Origin of the sequence: Caballeronia eucalypticola, assembly GCF_047608185.1 — a bacterium.
Lineage (GTDB): Bacteria > Pseudomonadota > Gammaproteobacteria > Burkholderiales > Burkholderiaceae > Caballeronia.
This window is the reverse complement of record NZ_JBLKRU010000020.1, coordinates 70,486-85,033: the sequence shown is the minus strand read 5'-3', so window position 1 is coordinate 85,033 and position 14,548 is coordinate 70,486. Positions and strand designations below refer to the sequence as shown.

Here is a 14,548-nt window from a genome sequence, read left to right as displayed (position 1 = left end):
GGGCTCCAGTGGGGAGTTTTTAAGTATTGAAAACGGTGGGGAAAAACGGAAAAACAATACGGAATCCGGGTGTTCGCGCCACCGCTGGCGTCGAAAACCACGAACGAGCAGACGGCAGGCGGGAAGCTTAGCGCGGTAGACGCGCTAGTAGCGATAGCGCGCGTAGCGGCGCGCCAGCTAGGGAAAACGAGAGGGGATGGGCGAAAAAAATCATTTTAAGACTATAACGAGATTTTTGAGAGCGTGCAATTGGGCTTTCCGATCGACGTCATTGAGGATGCCTGTCACGCCTGCCCGCATGCGTTTGCGCCATTAAACGCCCAAAAGCAAAAAGCGCGCACCGGAATCACTCCGATGCGCGCTCGCTTCATGTTCAATGCGTTCAATACGGTCAATGCGCCTTTTCAGACGATCTGGCCGGATTCGGCCGGCCGCGGATGGCCATGTAGCCCCACCACGCGTAACCGGAGAAACCGTACAGCACGAACAAGCCGAACAACATCAACGGCGGATCCGACGATACCAGCACGAATGCCACCACCACCAGCAACACGCCGGCGAACGGAACGCGGAACCGCACGTCGAGCGCCTTGCCGCTGTAGAACGGCGCGTTCGACACCATCGTGACACCGGCATAAATGGTCAGCGCAAACGCCACCCACGGCAGCCAGACGAGCTTCAGCGGCACGCGGTTATCGGTGGCGAGCCACACGAAACCCGCGATCAACGCCGCCGCTGCCGGACTCGGCAGGCCCTGGAAATAGCGTTTATCGACTACGCCTACGTTCGTATTGAAGCGCGCGAGACGCAATGCCGCGCCCGAGCAATAGACAAACGCCGCAAGCCAGCCCCAACGGCCCAGGTCCTTCAGGATCCATTCGTACATCACCAGCGCCGGCGCGACGCCGAACGAAACCATGTCGGACAAGCTGTCGAATTGCTCGCCGAACGCGCTTTGCGTATGCGTCATGCGCGCGACACGGCCGTCCATGCCGTCCAGCACCATGGCCACGAAGATCGCGATGGCCGCGATCTCGAAGCGCACGTTCATGGCTTGAACCACCGCGAAAAAACCGCAGAACAACGCGGCCGTGGTGAACGCGTTGGGCAGCAGGTAAATGCCGCGCTTCCTCAAAAATTGTTGCCGCTTCGCACGCCGCGTTTCCAGCACGCCGAGATCCTGTGTCGCCTTATTGCGGCGAAACGCCCGCGGGGGTGTTGTCGTGCTTCGCGTCCGGCGCGGTTTGAGTGCCGCCATCGAGTCCTCCGTTGTGCAGCCTGGTTTTACCGCTTTACTTGTACTGATTATTCTGCGAACTCGGCGAGGATGGTAGACGAGGCCGACACCTTCTCGCCAATCGCCACCCGCGGACGGCTGCCCACCGGCAAATACACATCGACTCGCGACCCGAAGCGGATAAAGCCATAACGCTGGCCACGATTAAGCGGCTCGCCCACATGGACATAGCACAAAATGCGCCGCGCGATCAGGCCAGCGATCTGCACCGATGTCACCGTATGCCCTGCCGCGGTCTGGATCACGATCGCGTTGCGTTCGTTCTCGGTCGAGGCTTTATCGACGGCGGCGTTGAGGTAAGAACCCGGGAAGTACTCCACTTTGCTGATCGCGCCATCTACGGGCGAGCGCTGCGAGTGGACATTGAACACGTTCATGAACACGCTGATCTTCAGCGCTTCGCGGCCCGCGTATGGGTCGTGTGCCGTTTCCACTGCGACGATGCGACCGTCGGCGGGACACAACACAGCGTTCGCCTGAACCGGAATCGGCCGGGCGGGGTCACGGAAAAACTGGACGACGAAGATCGTCAGCAGCCAGAACGGCCAGGCAAAACCAAAGCCGCCGATGGCCTGGATCAACACGGCAATGACAGCCGCAATGGCAATAAACGGCCAGCCTTCACGCGCGATGATCGGATGTGGATAGTTCATGAACGAGTTCTATATTTTTAGTAAAACCGTAGGATAGCAAAAGCCGTCCGGCGCCAAGCGACACCGGACGGCTTTCGGTCTTTACTAAGACCGGCAAACAAAGCCGGTCGTTCAAGCTTTTTTAGTTCTTCGACTGGTCAACCAGCTTGTTTGCAGCGATCCACGGCATCATTGCGCGCAGCTTGGCGCCGACCGTTTCAATCTGATGTTCAGCCGTCAGGCGGCGACGCGATTGCAGCGTCGGTGCGCCCGCCTTGTTTTCGATGATGAAGCTCTTCGCGTACTCGCCCGTCTGGATGTCCGTCAGCACTTGCTTCATGGCCTTCTTCGTTTCCGACGTCACGATCTTCGGACCCGTCACATATTCACCGTATTCGGCGTTGTTCGAGATCGAGTAGTTCATGTTGGCGATGCCGCCTTCATAGATCAGGTCGACGATCAGCTTCAGTTCGTGCAGGCATTCGAAGTACGCCATTTCCGGCGCGTAGCCTGCTTCCACCAGCGTTTCGAAGCCAGCCTTGATCAGGTCGACCGTACCGCCGCACAGCACAGCTTGCTCGCCGAACAAGTCGGTTTCGGTTTCTTCGCGGAAGTTCGTTTCGATAATGCCGGCACGGCCGCCGCCGTTAGCTGCTGCATACGACAATGCGACATCACGTGCTGCGCCCGATTTGTCTTGCGCCACGGCGATCAGGTGGGGAACGCCGCCGCCTTGCGAGTACGTGCTGCGGACCGTGTGGCCCGGCGCCTTCGGGGCGATCATGATCACGTCGAGGTCGGCACGCGGGATAACCTGGCCGTAATGGACGTTGAAACCGTGCGCGAATGCCAGTGCAGCGCCTTCCTTGGCGTTGTCGTGCACTTCGTTTTTGTAGACTTCAGCGATCTGCTCGTCCGGCAGCAGCATCATGACCACGTCCGCGCCCTTCACGGCTTCCGCCACTTCCTTGACCTTCAGGCCGGCCTTCTCAGCCTTGCTCCACGATGCGCCGTTCTTACGCAGACCGACCGTCACGTTCACGCCGCTTTCCTTCAGGTTCAGCGCGTGTGCATGGCCTTGCGAGCCATAACCGATGATCGTGACTTGTTTGCCCTTGATGAGGGAGAGGTCGGCATCTTTGTCGTAGAAAACTTTCATGGTGGTTCCTTAACTTGAATTTAATAAGTGAATTGGGTGCTAAATAACGTGCGCTTTGTTCAGCCGCTCTCAGACCTTCAGGATTCGCTCGCCCCGGCCAATGCCGGAACTGCCTGTGCGAACGGTCTCGAGAATCGCCGTTGCGTCCAGCCCCTGAATAAATGCGTCGAGCTTGTCGCTCGCGCCCGTCAGTTCCATCGTGTAGCTTTTTTCGGTGACGTCGATGATGCGGCCGCGGAAGATATCCGCCATCCGTTTCATCTCTTCCCGTTCCTTACCGACCGCTCTCACCTTGATCAGCATCAGCTCGCGCTCGATGTGGGCGCCCTCTGTCAGGTCGACCACTTTCACCACCTCGATCAGGCGGTTCAGGTGCTTTGTGATCTGTTCGATCACGTCATCCGAGCCAATGGAAACGATGGTCAGCCGCGACAGCGAACTGTCTTCGGTCGGCGCCACCGTCAAGGTTTCAATGTTGTAGCCACGCGCTGAAAAGAGCCCGACGACACGCGATAACGCGCCCGGTTCGTTTTCCAGCAGCACGGAAATAATGTGTCTCATGATAGGTGCGTTCCTGATTTATCCAGTTAGATAGCGTGTTTTCGCGAGATTCGTGCGCGGCCGGACGTCTTTTGTGAAGACGGGCGCGCGCGAATCCGAACGAGAAACGAGCCGTTATAGATCTTCCGATCCGAGCAGCATTTCCGTGATGCCCTTACCTGCCTGGACCATCGGAAATACGTTTTCGGTGGGATCTGTCTGGAAGTCGAGGAACACCGTGCGATCCTTCAGGCGCAATGCTTCTTTCAGCGCCGGTTCGACATCGCGCGTGTGCTCGATACGCATGCCCACGTGACCATACGCCTCAGCCAGTTTCACGAAGTCAGGCAGCGCGTCCATATACGAACTGGAATAGCGCTTCTTGTATTCGATCTGCTGCCACTGGCGAACCATGCCGAGATAGCGGTTGTTGAGCGAAATGATCTTGATCGGCGTGTTGTACTGCTTGCACGTCGACAATTCCTGAATGCACATCTGGATCGAGCCTTCGCCCGTGATGCACAACACCTCGTCGTTCGGGTGCGCCATCTTCACGCCCATCGCCGCCGGCAGGCCGAAGCCCATGGTGCCGAGACCACCCGAATTGATCCATCGACGCGGCTTGTTGAAGCGATAGAACTGCGCCGCCCACATTTGATGCTGGCCGACGTCCGAACAAACGAAGGCTTCGCCGTCGGTCAGTTCCCATGCTTTTTCGACCACGTACTGCGGCTTGATGATCTCGCTTGCGCGGTCGAACTTGAGGCAGTCCTTCGAACGCCATGCTTCGATGTCCTTCCACCAGTCGGCCAGCGCCGCAGTGTCCGGACCATGATCGGCCGTCTGCAATTGTTCGATCAACTCCTTCAGCACTTCTTTCACGTCGCCGACGATAGGGATATCGACTTTGACGCGCTTGGAGATGGACGACGGATCGATATCGATGTGAATGATCTTCTTCGCATGCGACGCGAAATGCTCAGGATCGCCAATCACGCGGTCGTCGAAACGCGCGCCAATGGCAATCAGCACGTCGCAATGCTGCATGGCCATGTTGGCTTCGTACGTGCCGTGCATGCCAAGCATGCCGAGGAATTTCTGGTTGTCCGCGCGATAACCGCCCAGGCCCATCAGCGTATTCGTCACCGGATAACCGAGCAGGTCGGCGAACTGGTTCAACTCACGTGCCGCATTCGCCAGGATGATGCCGCCGCCCGTATAAATGTACGGACGCTTCGCCGAGAGCAACAACTGCACGGCCTTGCGGATCTGGCCCGAATGGCCTTTGGTCACTGGATTGTATGAACGCAGCGAGACGGACTTGAGCGGTTCGTACTTGCACGGCGTCTTCGACACGTCTTTCGGAATGTCGATCAGCACCGGGCCGGGACGTCCCGTACGAGCGATATAAAACGCTTTCTTGACGGTCGCAGCGAGTTCGCGCACGTCTTTGACGAGGAAGTTGTGTTTGACGCAGGGACGTGTAATGCCGACGGTGTCGCACTCCTGGAACGCATCCTGACCGATTGCCGCCGTAGGAACCTGGCCGCTGATGATGACGAGCGGTATGGAATCCATGTAGGCAGTGGCAATACCGGTCACCGCGTTGGTGACGCCGGGGCCGGACGTAACCAGGCAGACGCCAACATTTCCCGTGGAGCGCGCGTAGGCGTCGGCGGCATGAACCGCGGCCTGTTCGTGGCGCACGAGGATGTGCTGGATCTCGTCCTGCTTGTACAACTCGTCGTAGATATAGAGTACCGAGCCGCCGGGATAGCCCCAAATGAACTCGACCTTTTCGTCAGCGAGCGCGCGCATGAGCACGGTGCCGCCAATGGATTCAGCTTCGAGCGAGGGAGTCGTATCCGACGTGGAGAATTCCGCGCTGGGCATATTCATACATTCACCTTTCGAATTTTCGGCAAAAAATTGATTGGGTGCTCTCTGCCGGGCTTATGGCTCGGGTTCAAGCGGCGCGTCTAAATGGGAAGCGGGCTTCTTGGGCTCGCCTCAAAGAGACAGTTCACTTTATGATGCGAGTCGGAAACAATAGCCCGAGGCTATAAAGTTCGTCAAGGAAAAACTGCGCAATCGCGCGGCAAGCGCATGGAATTCGGCGTTAAAAGCATGGATTTCTGTGAAATACCGACGAAAGCTGTGTGTTTCAGCCTGTAACAGCGGCGCATTTCCTCGCTGTTCACTCAAAAGTTTGCTAGCATCCGCAGGCTTTAACCTCTCACCAACCCTTATCGACGCACACTCGTTGCGCCGGGCCTCACGGATGGCATCAGACAAGGAACTCGCCGATTTTCTGGCGGGCGTCGAAAGACGCGCGTTTAAGCAGACGGTGTACACCGTACGCGACGACGATGCGGCGCTCGACATCGTTCAGGATGCGATGATCAAGCTCGCCGAAAAATACGGCGACCGGCCTCCGCCCGAATTGCCCCTTTTGTTTCAGCGTATCCTGCAAAATGCAACGCACGACTATTTCCGGCGCCAAAAGGTCCGCAATACGTGGGTAAGCCTGTTTTCCTCGTTCGGCAACGCCGACGACGACGAATTCGACCCCCTCGAAACCTTCGAATCGCAAGATGGGACGGTCGGTGCGGAAAGCAGCGAGAGCCGGCTTGAGCGTGAACAGGTGCTCAACCTGATCGACGCCGAGATCCAAAAACTACCAGCACGTCAACGGGAAGCGTTTCTCATGCGTTACTGGGAGGATATGGATGTCGCCGAAACCGCCGCTGCAATGGGCTGCTCTGAAGGCAGCGTAAAAACACATTGCTCGCGGGCCACGCATGCGTTGGCACACGCGCTGAAGGCGAAAGGAATCACGCTATGAGCAACGCTCTCGATCACAAGGAAACCGAGTTCGCGCTGAAGGTACGCCGCGCGCTCGACGAAAACATCAATTCGCTGCCCACCGCATCGCTCGACAAGCTCGCAGCGGGGCGCCGGACGGCGATCGCACGCAAGAAACCGGAAAAAGTCGCCGTGGCGGCGCCGGTTTTTGCGCCTGCGCTCGCCGGGGCGGGCATCGCCGGTCCGGGTTCGCACGACTCGGGGCACACGGGTAAACGCGGTCGCTTCTCGCGGCTCGCGCTGGCGTGGCCGCTGCTCGCGCTGGTGATCGGATTGGCTGGCATCGCTTATTTCGAGGACCAGCAGCGCACCGCGGAACTCGCCGATATCGACGCTGCCATGCTCAGCGACACGCTTCCGCTCGACGCCTATCTCGACCACGGTTTTAACGCGTACCTGACGCGCAATCACTAAGACTGCAGGAGTCATCGGGTGAGTTACAAGCGCGGCCTCGCGATTGTCTTTGGATGCGCAATTGCGGGACTTGTCGCGTTTGCCGCCACCTATCCGCGTTTCTATTCGTCCGCTTCGGCGGTGCCCGTTGCCGCCGCCCCTGCCGGGGCGAGCGCGGCAGAAGTCTTGTCGCCGCTTTCTTCGCTCTCCTCCCCCGCAAGTCCCATGGCCTGGGCCAAGCTCACCGACGCTCAACGGGTCGCGCTCGCGCCGTTTGCCTCCGAATGGGATCAGTTCAGCGAGGAACGCAAGCGCAATTGGATCAAGATAGCGTCGCGATACAAGAAGATGTCGCCTGAAGCGCAAAAACGCCTTCACGAGCGAATGGCCGAGTGGATCCATATGACACCGGATCAGCGCAAGGTCGCCCGCGAGAATTATCAGGTTTCCAAGTCAGTGCCTGTTGAGAAACGGGAACGGGCGTGGGATGCGTACCAAAAGCTCCCGGAAGAGCAGAAGAAAAAGCTCGCCGCGGCCGAGCACCCTCGCCGGCCGACGGTTGTCAGCGCGCCGCCAACCGGCAAGACCGAGGTCAAGGATATCGACCGGCTGATGACTGCCCGGGAACACGCGCGCGCTTCCGAGGCTGTTGGCGAAATGGGGGCGTCCGGATCTCCCGCCGCCACCGCCGCTCCCGCCGCGCCATCGATTCCCGGCGCCGCCAGTTTTGTGCCGGCCACGCCAATTCCGGTTTCGCCGCAGCAGGCGCCATCCGTTTTCAACGGGTCTTAGGCAAAAGTGAGCGCATCCTCCCTGGAATCTGTCGGGTCTCCCGGATTGACCGCGCCCAAGCTGCGTCGTCGCCTGGCTACGATGCTCTACGAAGGCGTGATCCTGTTCGGGATCGTTTTCATCGCTGGATATTTGTTCAGCACACTCACCCAGCAACGCAACGGACTCACCCATCACAATCTGCTGATGGCGTGGATCGGGTTTGTGCTCGCCGTTTATTTCGTCTACTTCTGGACGCATGGCGGCCAGACCCTGCCGATGAAAACCTGGCGGCTGAAAGTGGTCGATGCGCGTGGCGCGCCGGTTTCGACCGCTCGCGCCATCGCGCGGTATGTGTTCGCGTGGTTGTGGTTCTTGCCGCCGCTGGCATTGCATCCGCTGCTCAAGCTTTCCGTTCCGACCACGCTGGTGGTGACCACTGTGTGGATCGTGCTTTGGGCAGCAGCGGTATGGCTCGATCCGGCGCGACAGTTCTTGCACGACCGGCTGGCCGGAACGCGGGTCGTGGGCGTGGATTTGGGCGTGGTTCAGGCTAAGCGTTAATCCGCCGTTGGCGATGTTGGAACGTCGTGGATCACGGCCCGACAAAATACCTTAGGTTTCCGAAGCGTCTGTTGAGCGCTGAAAATTCAGCGTTCTCTCCGATCTCGCCTTTGTCGGTCTCAGCTCAGCCAGTCGGGAGCTTCCTTCAACGCCATATGCAGGTTGTCGTTGAAATGATGGATCCGATATCCCAATCCCGCAAACATCGTCTGCAATGAGCGTCGCGTGTAAAGCGTGATGTGGCCATTGCGAGGCGCGATGTACCAATTGTCCATTCCCCGCGGCGACACGTGATCTATCGTCACCGTGGAAAACAGCAACACACCCCGTCCGTTTAAAAGTCCGAGCGCTTCCTTGGCCGTTGCCAGCGGTTCAGGCGTGTGTTCCAGAACCTCGAATGCGCTGATGAAATCGAATGAGCCGGCCGGCGACACAGCTTGTTCATCCATCGGGTCCCAGCTATGTCCGTCGACTCCGCCCGCGCACAATAACGACGTCAGCGCGCCATTGCCACCGCCATAGTCGAGACACCTCAACGCGCGATCTTTCTTGATGAAATCGAGAATGAAAGCGGCGTTGCCCGCAGGCCGTGAATCAATGTAGTCAGGGTCGACGAGCACGTAATCGTCGTTATAAATGTGCTGCAGGTAGTCGGCCTTGCTCCATTGATCGAACGCATTCGTGAAGATCAGGCCGCAAGCATCGCATTGATGGTAATAGACCGGCACGCCGGTAAGCGGCAAGTAGCGCCCGCGCCGCTCTTCGCAACTCTTGTTGAAATCCGTAACGCCGTAAAGAGGCGCAGGTTCGTTGCATACCTTGCACATCGACATTCGAACGACCGGCCCCACTGTTCCACTATCCAGTTGCATAGGATTCCATTGTAAATTCGAAAGTATAGGCTATGCCAACGCGGTGAAGACGCTCGGCGCGCCTGTTGTATTGTTTCAGTTTTTGCGCAGCCGTGGCTCCGCAGCAACGTTTTCCTTCGCAGGAATTTCTAACTGTGCGAGCCCGGTCGTGAACGAGATCGCGCCTGGACAGAGCGTGTTGTCATGCGACGCCAAACGCCCGCAGCGCCGACGGGACCGCCTCGGACAACTCCGCAGAAGACACCGAATAACGGGGTAATTCGAGGCGTTTTTCCTTCCTCGCCGCACATTCGCAACCCTTAGTAATAAGAAGTTTTCGTGACTGTCATGGCTCCGTCACGTGGGCATGGCGCAATGGCCGCACTGCAACCCGATGCGCGTGCCCATGGCCACTAAATCGTCTGCGAGTCACCTGTTAGCGATTACCCTCCGCGATGCCGAAGCCGTCGCGTTCCGCACCGACGTTGCGCCTCCCCCTTCCCCTGAAACCACTGGCGCGAGCCTCACTCCCCCCACCGCTACGGGCACCACCTCTCGCCCCGACGACGAACCCGCCGACCATCGCTACCGCACCATCTGGCTCTCCGATATCCATCTCGGCTCCGGCGGTTGCCAGGCGAACTATCTGCTCGATTTTCTGCGCCATAACGATTCCGAGTACCTGTACCTGGTCGGCGACATTATCGACGGATGGCAACTGCGCAAGGGCTGGTTCTGGCCGCAAGCGCACAACGACGTGATCCAGAAAGTGCTGCGCAAAGCGCGCAAAGGCACGCAAGTGGTCTACATTCCGGGCAATCACGACGAAGCCGCGCGTCAGTTCTGCGACCTCGCTTTCGGCGATATCCACGTGCGCCAGGAAGCCTTTCACACCACGCTGGCCGGCAAGCGCCTGTGGATCGTGCATGGCGATCTCTTCGACGGCGTCATCCAGCACGCCAAGTGGCTCGCTTATCTCGGCGACACGCTCTACACGCTGATCCTGTTGCTCAATCGCTGGTTCAACCGCGTGCGCAGCCGTCTCGGCCTGAACTACTGGTCGCTCTCGCAATACCTCAAGCATCAGGTCAAGAACGCGGTGAACTTCATCTCGAAGTTCGAGCACGTGATGACCGATGAAGCGCGCCGCCGCGGCTGCGACGGCGTTGTCTGCGGCCACATCCATAAAGCTGAAATCCGCGATATCGACGGTGTCCTGTACTGCAATGACGGCGACTGGGTGGAAAGCTTGTCTGCGCTAGTCGAGACGTTCGAAGGCGAGCTGAAGATCATCTACTGGACGGTCCTGCGTTCTCCTGAACACCATTCGCAAAAGGCCGGGGCAACTGCCTGATCAAGCATCTTGATCAACCGCCTGAATGCTTTCACTTATCGAGGCCATCGAATGAAAATCATGATCGTTACCGACGCATGGGAACCGCAAGTCAACGGCGTCGTGCGTACATTGAAAAGCACTAGCCGCGAACTGACTGCGCTGGGACATCGCGTGGAATTGCTGACGCCGCTCGAATTCAGGACCATCGCATGCCCGACGTATCCCGAGATTCGCCTGTCGCTGCTGCCGCGCCGCCGCGTCGCGCAACGCGTCGAGGAGTTTGCGCCGGATGCGCTCCATATTGCGACGGAAGGTCCGCTCGGCATGGCCGCGCGCTCATTCGCGCTGCGCAACAAACTGCCGTTCACGACCGCGTACCACACGCGTTTTCCTGAATACGTGCAGGCACGGTTCCACATTCCGCTCGCCGCAACCTATAAGTTTTTGCACTGGTTTCACAAGCCCTCGCAAGCAGTGATGGCGCCCACGCCCGTCGTGAAAAACGACCTCGAAAAGTTCGGTTTTACGAACGTGGTCCTGTGGACACGCGGCGTGGATCTGGATATCTTTCAACCGATGGATTCGAAGGTCCTGAACACGACGCGGCCCATTTTTCTGTATGTCGGACGCGTGGCGGTCGAGAAGAACGTTGAGGCCTTCCTGAAGCTCGATCTGCCCGGATCGAAGTGGGTCGCGGGCGAAGGCCCGGCGTTGGCCGAACTGAAATCGCGTTACCCGAATGCGAACTATCTTGGCGTGCTCTCGCAGGCAGAACTGGCGAAGGTCTACGCGGCCGCCGACGTATTCGTGTTCCCGAGCCGCACCGATACCTTCGGCCTCGTGCTCCTCGAAGCGATGGCATGCGGCACGCCAGTCGCGGCGTACCCGGTGACGGGTCCGATCGATGTGCTCGGTACCGATGGCCCGGGTGCGCTCGACGAAGACCTGCGCGAAGCATGTTTGCGGGCGCTGAAGATTGAACGCGCCGATGCCCGTGCGTGGGCGGAGAAATTCTCGTGGCGGGCGGCATCGGAGCAATTTGCGTCGAATCTGAAGCCGCTTGCAACGCGTGGTGCGACGCAGAAACAAGCAACGGCGTAATCTGGCTCGAGCGCGAGACTGCGGCATGATTGAACGCCGCGCTCTTCGCGCAACGTAGCGGTGTCACGGCAAGCTGCGCGGGTCGGGACTCATCGGCCGATGATGCCAACATGTGATGCGCCCAGCTGCAACCGTAATTGCAACCGGTCGTCGGCGGACTCGCCTTGGACTTCTGCGCCGCGGCCTGGCGTCGAGCGTGGCTCAGCGAGTACGCCGAAGCGTGCGTCACACCAATCACAGCAAGTTTCAAAGAAGCGCAATGTGAAAGCCAAACCTTCAGTGCAAGCGAAACCCCTGCTCTTGATACACCGGGAACCCTTCAGCAACGAAGACGACCACATCGAGAGCTCGCCGCCGCATCCGAGCGAGCCCTTGAGCGCCGACGATTCGCTCGCTCCGTTGCCGTTCAATCCGTACAAGGGCAATCGCGGGCTCACTCGCGCCTGGCACGCGATGAAAAATTCGCTGAACGGCTTTCGCGTGGCGATCCGCGAAGAAAGTGCGTTCCGCCAGGAGCTCACGCTCGCGGCCATCCTGGTGCCGTGCGGCATCTTCGTGCCGGTATCGGCGGTTGAACGCGCGGCGCTGCTGGCATCGGTGCTGCTGGTGCTGATGGTGGAGTTGCTTAACTCGAGCGTGGAAGCGGCAATCGACCGGATTTCGCTGGAGCGGCACGAACTGTCCAAACGAGCGAAGGATTTCGGCAGCGCGGCCGTGATGGTCGCCTTGCTGGTCTGCGTGCTCACGTGGGGCCTGATAGTCGGCCCTCTGCTGTGGCGATGGGCGCTGATGATGTTTTAAACGCCGTTCGCTACGCAACCGCCGGCCCCGCGGACCCCGCGCCCTTCCAGCCGTTTATAATCGTCCGATATTCAAGATAGCCACCGATTTCCGGGTTCGTGACGTCGTCACGCAGGCCGCCTCAGGCCGCCCTCACCCGGAGCCGGTCAACCAGGTCCGGACGACATGGAAGCCAAACCTCCCCGCCGCACCCGCGAACGGATTCTCGAACTATCGCTGAAGCTGTTCAACGATATTGGGGAACCGAACGTCACGACGACCACCATCGCGGAAGAGATGGAAATCAGTCCAGGCAACCTGTACTACCATTTCCGCAATAAAGACGACATCATCAACAGCATTTTCGCGCAGTTCGAACAGCAGATCGAAAAGCGCCTGCGTTTTCCGGAAGACCATCGTCCGACGATTGACGAGATGTGGTCGTACCTGCAGTACATGGCGGATTTCCTGTGGCAGTACCGGTTTTTGTATCGCGACCTGAACGACTTGCTCGCGCGAAACCGCACGCTCGAAACGCATTTCAAGCAGATCATCACCCACAAGGTCAACTTCGCGCAGCAACTGTGCGATGCACTTGTAGCCGATCACGAAATGGTCGCGACGCCCGCGGAAATCAAGGTGATCGCGACCAACATGGGCGTGATCGCGACGTACTGGCTGTCGTATCAGTTCGTCATGAATCCGCGCAAATACAACGAGCAGGAAACCATCCGCTCGGAATTGCATCAGGCGAGCCTGCATATCATCTCGATGATGGCGCCGTACCTCCGCGGGCGGTCACGGCAAATTTTCGACGACCTCGTGTCGGGCAAAATGCCGGAACGCGTCTTTGCCGATTACCGCGCGCCGAAGGAAGACGGCGCCCCTAAGGAACCTAGTTAATGAAAGCAGTCTGCGTATATTGCGGCTCCGCGAATGGAGCCAGACCGGTCTATGCCGAAGCGGCAAAAGCGTTCGGCCGCGCATTGGTGGAAGCGGATCTCGCGCTCGTCTACGGCGGTGGCAGCGTGGGGTTGATGGGCATCATCGCCGATGAAGTCCTCGCACTGGGTGGCCGCGCCATTGGTGTCATTCCCGAATTGCTGATGAACAAGGAAGTCGGTCATAAAGGTCTGACGGAACTGTATGTCGTGCCCGACATGCATCAGCGCAAGAAGAAAATGGCGGATCTCTCGGATGCATTTGTATCGATGCCGGGTGGTGTCGGCACGTTTGAAGAGCTGTTCGAGACCTACACGTGGGCTCAGCTCAAGTATCACGAGAAGCCGGTCGCGTTGCTGAACGTGGACGGGTATTACGATCCGCTGCTCGCCATGCTGCGCCATACGGTGGAAGAAGGTTTCATGCGCACGCCGTACCTCGACATGCTGCAAGTCAACGCCGATCCCGTGAAGCTGATTGAATTGCTGAAAGCCTATACACCGCCGCTGGTGGACCGCTGGCCTGAGAAACGCGACGCGGTTTGATATCTCAATGGAGAATTCGACGATGTCGAAGGTAGTGTTGATCACAGGCGGCAGCCGCGGAATCGGCCGTGCCGCCGCGTTGTTATGCGCCGCGCGCGGCTGGTCGGTCGGCGTGAATTACGCGACCAACCGCAGCGCCGCCGATGCAACCGTCGCCGGCGTGGAAGCCGCTGGCGGCCGCGCAATCGCCATCCAGGGCGATGTCTGCGAAGAAGCCGATGTGATCGCGATGTTCGATGCAACGCTGAACGCCTTCGGCCCGATCGATGGTTTCGTGAACAACGCGGGTATTGTCGCGCCCGGTTCCGCGCTCGCGGACATGGACGTCGCGCGCATGAAACGCGTCTTCGATACCAACGTGCTCGGCGCGTATCTCTGCGCGCGGGAAGCGGCGCGCCGCATGTCGACGAAACGTGGCGGACGGGGCGGCTCGATCGTCAATGTGTCGTCGGCGGCAGCGCGACTCGGGGCACCGAACGAGTACCTTGATTACGCGGGATCGAAGGGCGCCGTCGACACCATGACGATCGGCCTCGCGAAAGAACTTGGCCCGGAAGGCGTGCGCGTGAATGCCATCCGGCCTGGTTTGATCGATACCGAGATTCACGCAAGCGGCGGCAAACCGGATCGCGCGGCGCAGTTGGGCGTGCTCACTCCGTTGGGGCGGCCTGGCACGGCCAATGAAGTGGCGGAGTCGATTGTGTGGTTGTTGTCCGATGCGTCGGCGTACGTGACCGGCGCATTGCTCGATGTGGCGGGCGGGCGTTAGAAC

15 protein-coding genes and 1 pseudogene are annotated in these 14,548 nt (G+C 59.2%); 10 read left to right on the top strand and 6 right to left on the bottom strand.

Annotated elements, in window-relative coordinates; genetic code table 11:
* Positions 1–391: 391 nt before the first annotated feature.
* The 5 genes from pssA to ACMX25_RS22595 form a co-directional block, all read right to left on the bottom strand.
* Entirely contained in the window at positions 392–1,258 is an 867-nt protein-coding gene (gene pssA / locus ACMX25_RS22615; protein WP_414952297.1) for a CDP-diacylglycerol--serine O-phosphatidyltransferase, read from the bottom strand.
* Between the two features lie 47 nt (positions 1,259–1,305).
* Positions 1,306–1,950 carry a phosphatidylserine decarboxylase gene (locus ACMX25_RS22610; RefSeq protein ID WP_062084542.1) on the bottom strand — a complete coding sequence of 215 codons (645 nt, stop codon included), beginning with the start codon at positions 1,948–1,950 and terminating at the stop codon, positions 1,306–1,308.
* Positions 1,951–2,071: 121 nt separating this feature from the next.
* The gene (gene ilvC, locus ACMX25_RS22605) at positions 2,072–3,088 is read right to left on the bottom strand and encodes a ketol-acid reductoisomerase (protein ID WP_031360656.1); all 1,017 of its coding nucleotides are present in this window, start codon (positions 3,086–3,088) and stop codon (positions 2,072–2,074) included.
* Between the two features lie 69 nt (positions 3,089–3,157).
* Positions 3,158–3,649: an acetolactate synthase small subunit gene (ilvN, locus tag ACMX25_RS22600; protein WP_047844600.1), complete on the bottom strand. Its 492-nt coding sequence runs from the start codon at positions 3,647–3,649 to the stop codon at positions 3,158–3,160.
* A 114-nt stretch (positions 3,650–3,763) separates the two neighbouring features.
* Positions 3,764–5,527 (bottom strand): acetolactate synthase 3 catalytic subunit, encoded by a 1,764-nt coding sequence (locus tag ACMX25_RS22595; protein WP_414952296.1) that lies wholly within the window; start codon positions 5,525–5,527, stop codon positions 3,764–3,766.
* 382 nt (positions 5,528–5,909) lie between these two features.
* Here ACMX25_RS22595 and ACMX25_RS22590 point away from each other — a divergent pair, with 382 nt between their 5' ends.
* Genes ACMX25_RS22590 through ACMX25_RS22575 form a run of 4 tightly spaced genes read left to right on the top strand, consistent with a single transcriptional unit; the run spans position 5,910 to position 8,221 of the window.
* Positions 5,910–6,473 (top strand): RNA polymerase sigma factor, encoded by a 564-nt coding sequence (locus tag ACMX25_RS22590; RefSeq protein ID WP_047844602.1) that lies wholly within the window; start codon positions 5,910–5,912, stop codon positions 6,471–6,473.
* Entirely contained in the window at positions 6,470–6,907 is a 438-nt protein-coding gene (locus ACMX25_RS22585) for a DUF3619 family protein (RefSeq protein ID WP_414952295.1), read from the top strand. The genes ACMX25_RS22590 and ACMX25_RS22585 overlap by 4 nt, the downstream gene beginning before the upstream one ends.
* Before the next feature lie 18 nt (positions 6,908–6,925).
* A complete protein-coding gene (locus ACMX25_RS22580) occupies positions 6,926–7,678 on the top strand; it encodes a DUF3106 domain-containing protein (RefSeq protein ID WP_414952294.1) in 753 nt (250 codons plus the stop codon).
* 6 nt (positions 7,679–7,684) lie between these two features.
* Entirely contained in the window at positions 7,685–8,221 is a 537-nt protein-coding gene (locus ACMX25_RS22575) for an RDD family protein (protein WP_414952293.1), read from the top strand.
* Positions 8,222–8,340: 119 nt separating this feature from the next.
* Here the strand turns inward: ACMX25_RS22575 and ACMX25_RS22570 are convergent, their stop codons facing one another.
* Positions 8,341–9,093: a class I SAM-dependent methyltransferase gene (locus ACMX25_RS22570; protein WP_414952292.1), complete on the bottom strand. Its 753-nt coding sequence runs from the start codon at positions 9,091–9,093 to the stop codon at positions 8,341–8,343.
* A 496-nt stretch (positions 9,094–9,589) separates the two neighbouring features.
* On the opposite strand from ACMX25_RS22570, the pseudogene ACMX25_RS22565 reads away from it, so the two are divergent.
* From ACMX25_RS22565 to ACMX25_RS22540, 6 genes and pseudogenes are all read left to right on the top strand, one after another.
* Positions 9,590–10,426: pseudogene (locus tag ACMX25_RS22565) on the top strand (UDP-2,3-diacylglucosamine diphosphatase); the annotation flags it as partial.
* Between the two features lie 51 nt (positions 10,427–10,477).
* Complete coding sequence (locus tag ACMX25_RS22560) at positions 10,478–11,509, top strand: glycosyltransferase family 4 protein (protein WP_414952291.1); 1,032 nt, start codon at positions 10,478–10,480, stop codon at positions 11,507–11,509.
* A 303-nt stretch (positions 11,510–11,812) separates the two neighbouring features.
* Complete coding sequence (locus ACMX25_RS22555) at positions 11,813–12,310, top strand: diacylglycerol kinase (RefSeq protein WP_414952340.1); 498 nt, start codon at positions 11,813–11,815, stop codon at positions 12,308–12,310.
* A 165-nt stretch (positions 12,311–12,475) separates the two neighbouring features.
* Positions 12,476–13,192 carry a TetR/AcrR family transcriptional regulator gene (locus ACMX25_RS22550; protein ID WP_414952290.1) on the top strand — a complete coding sequence of 239 codons (717 nt, stop codon included), beginning with the start codon at positions 12,476–12,478 and terminating at the stop codon, positions 13,190–13,192.
* Entirely contained in the window at positions 13,192–13,776 is a 585-nt protein-coding gene (locus ACMX25_RS22545) for an LOG family protein (protein WP_414952289.1), read from the top strand. Before ACMX25_RS22550 ends, ACMX25_RS22545 begins: the two co-directional genes overlap by 1 nt.
* Positions 13,777–13,798: 22 nt before the next feature.
* A complete protein-coding gene (locus ACMX25_RS22540; RefSeq protein WP_414952288.1) occupies positions 13,799–14,545 on the top strand; it encodes an SDR family oxidoreductase in 747 nt (248 codons plus the stop codon).
* Positions 14,546–14,548: the final 3 nt, after the last annotated feature.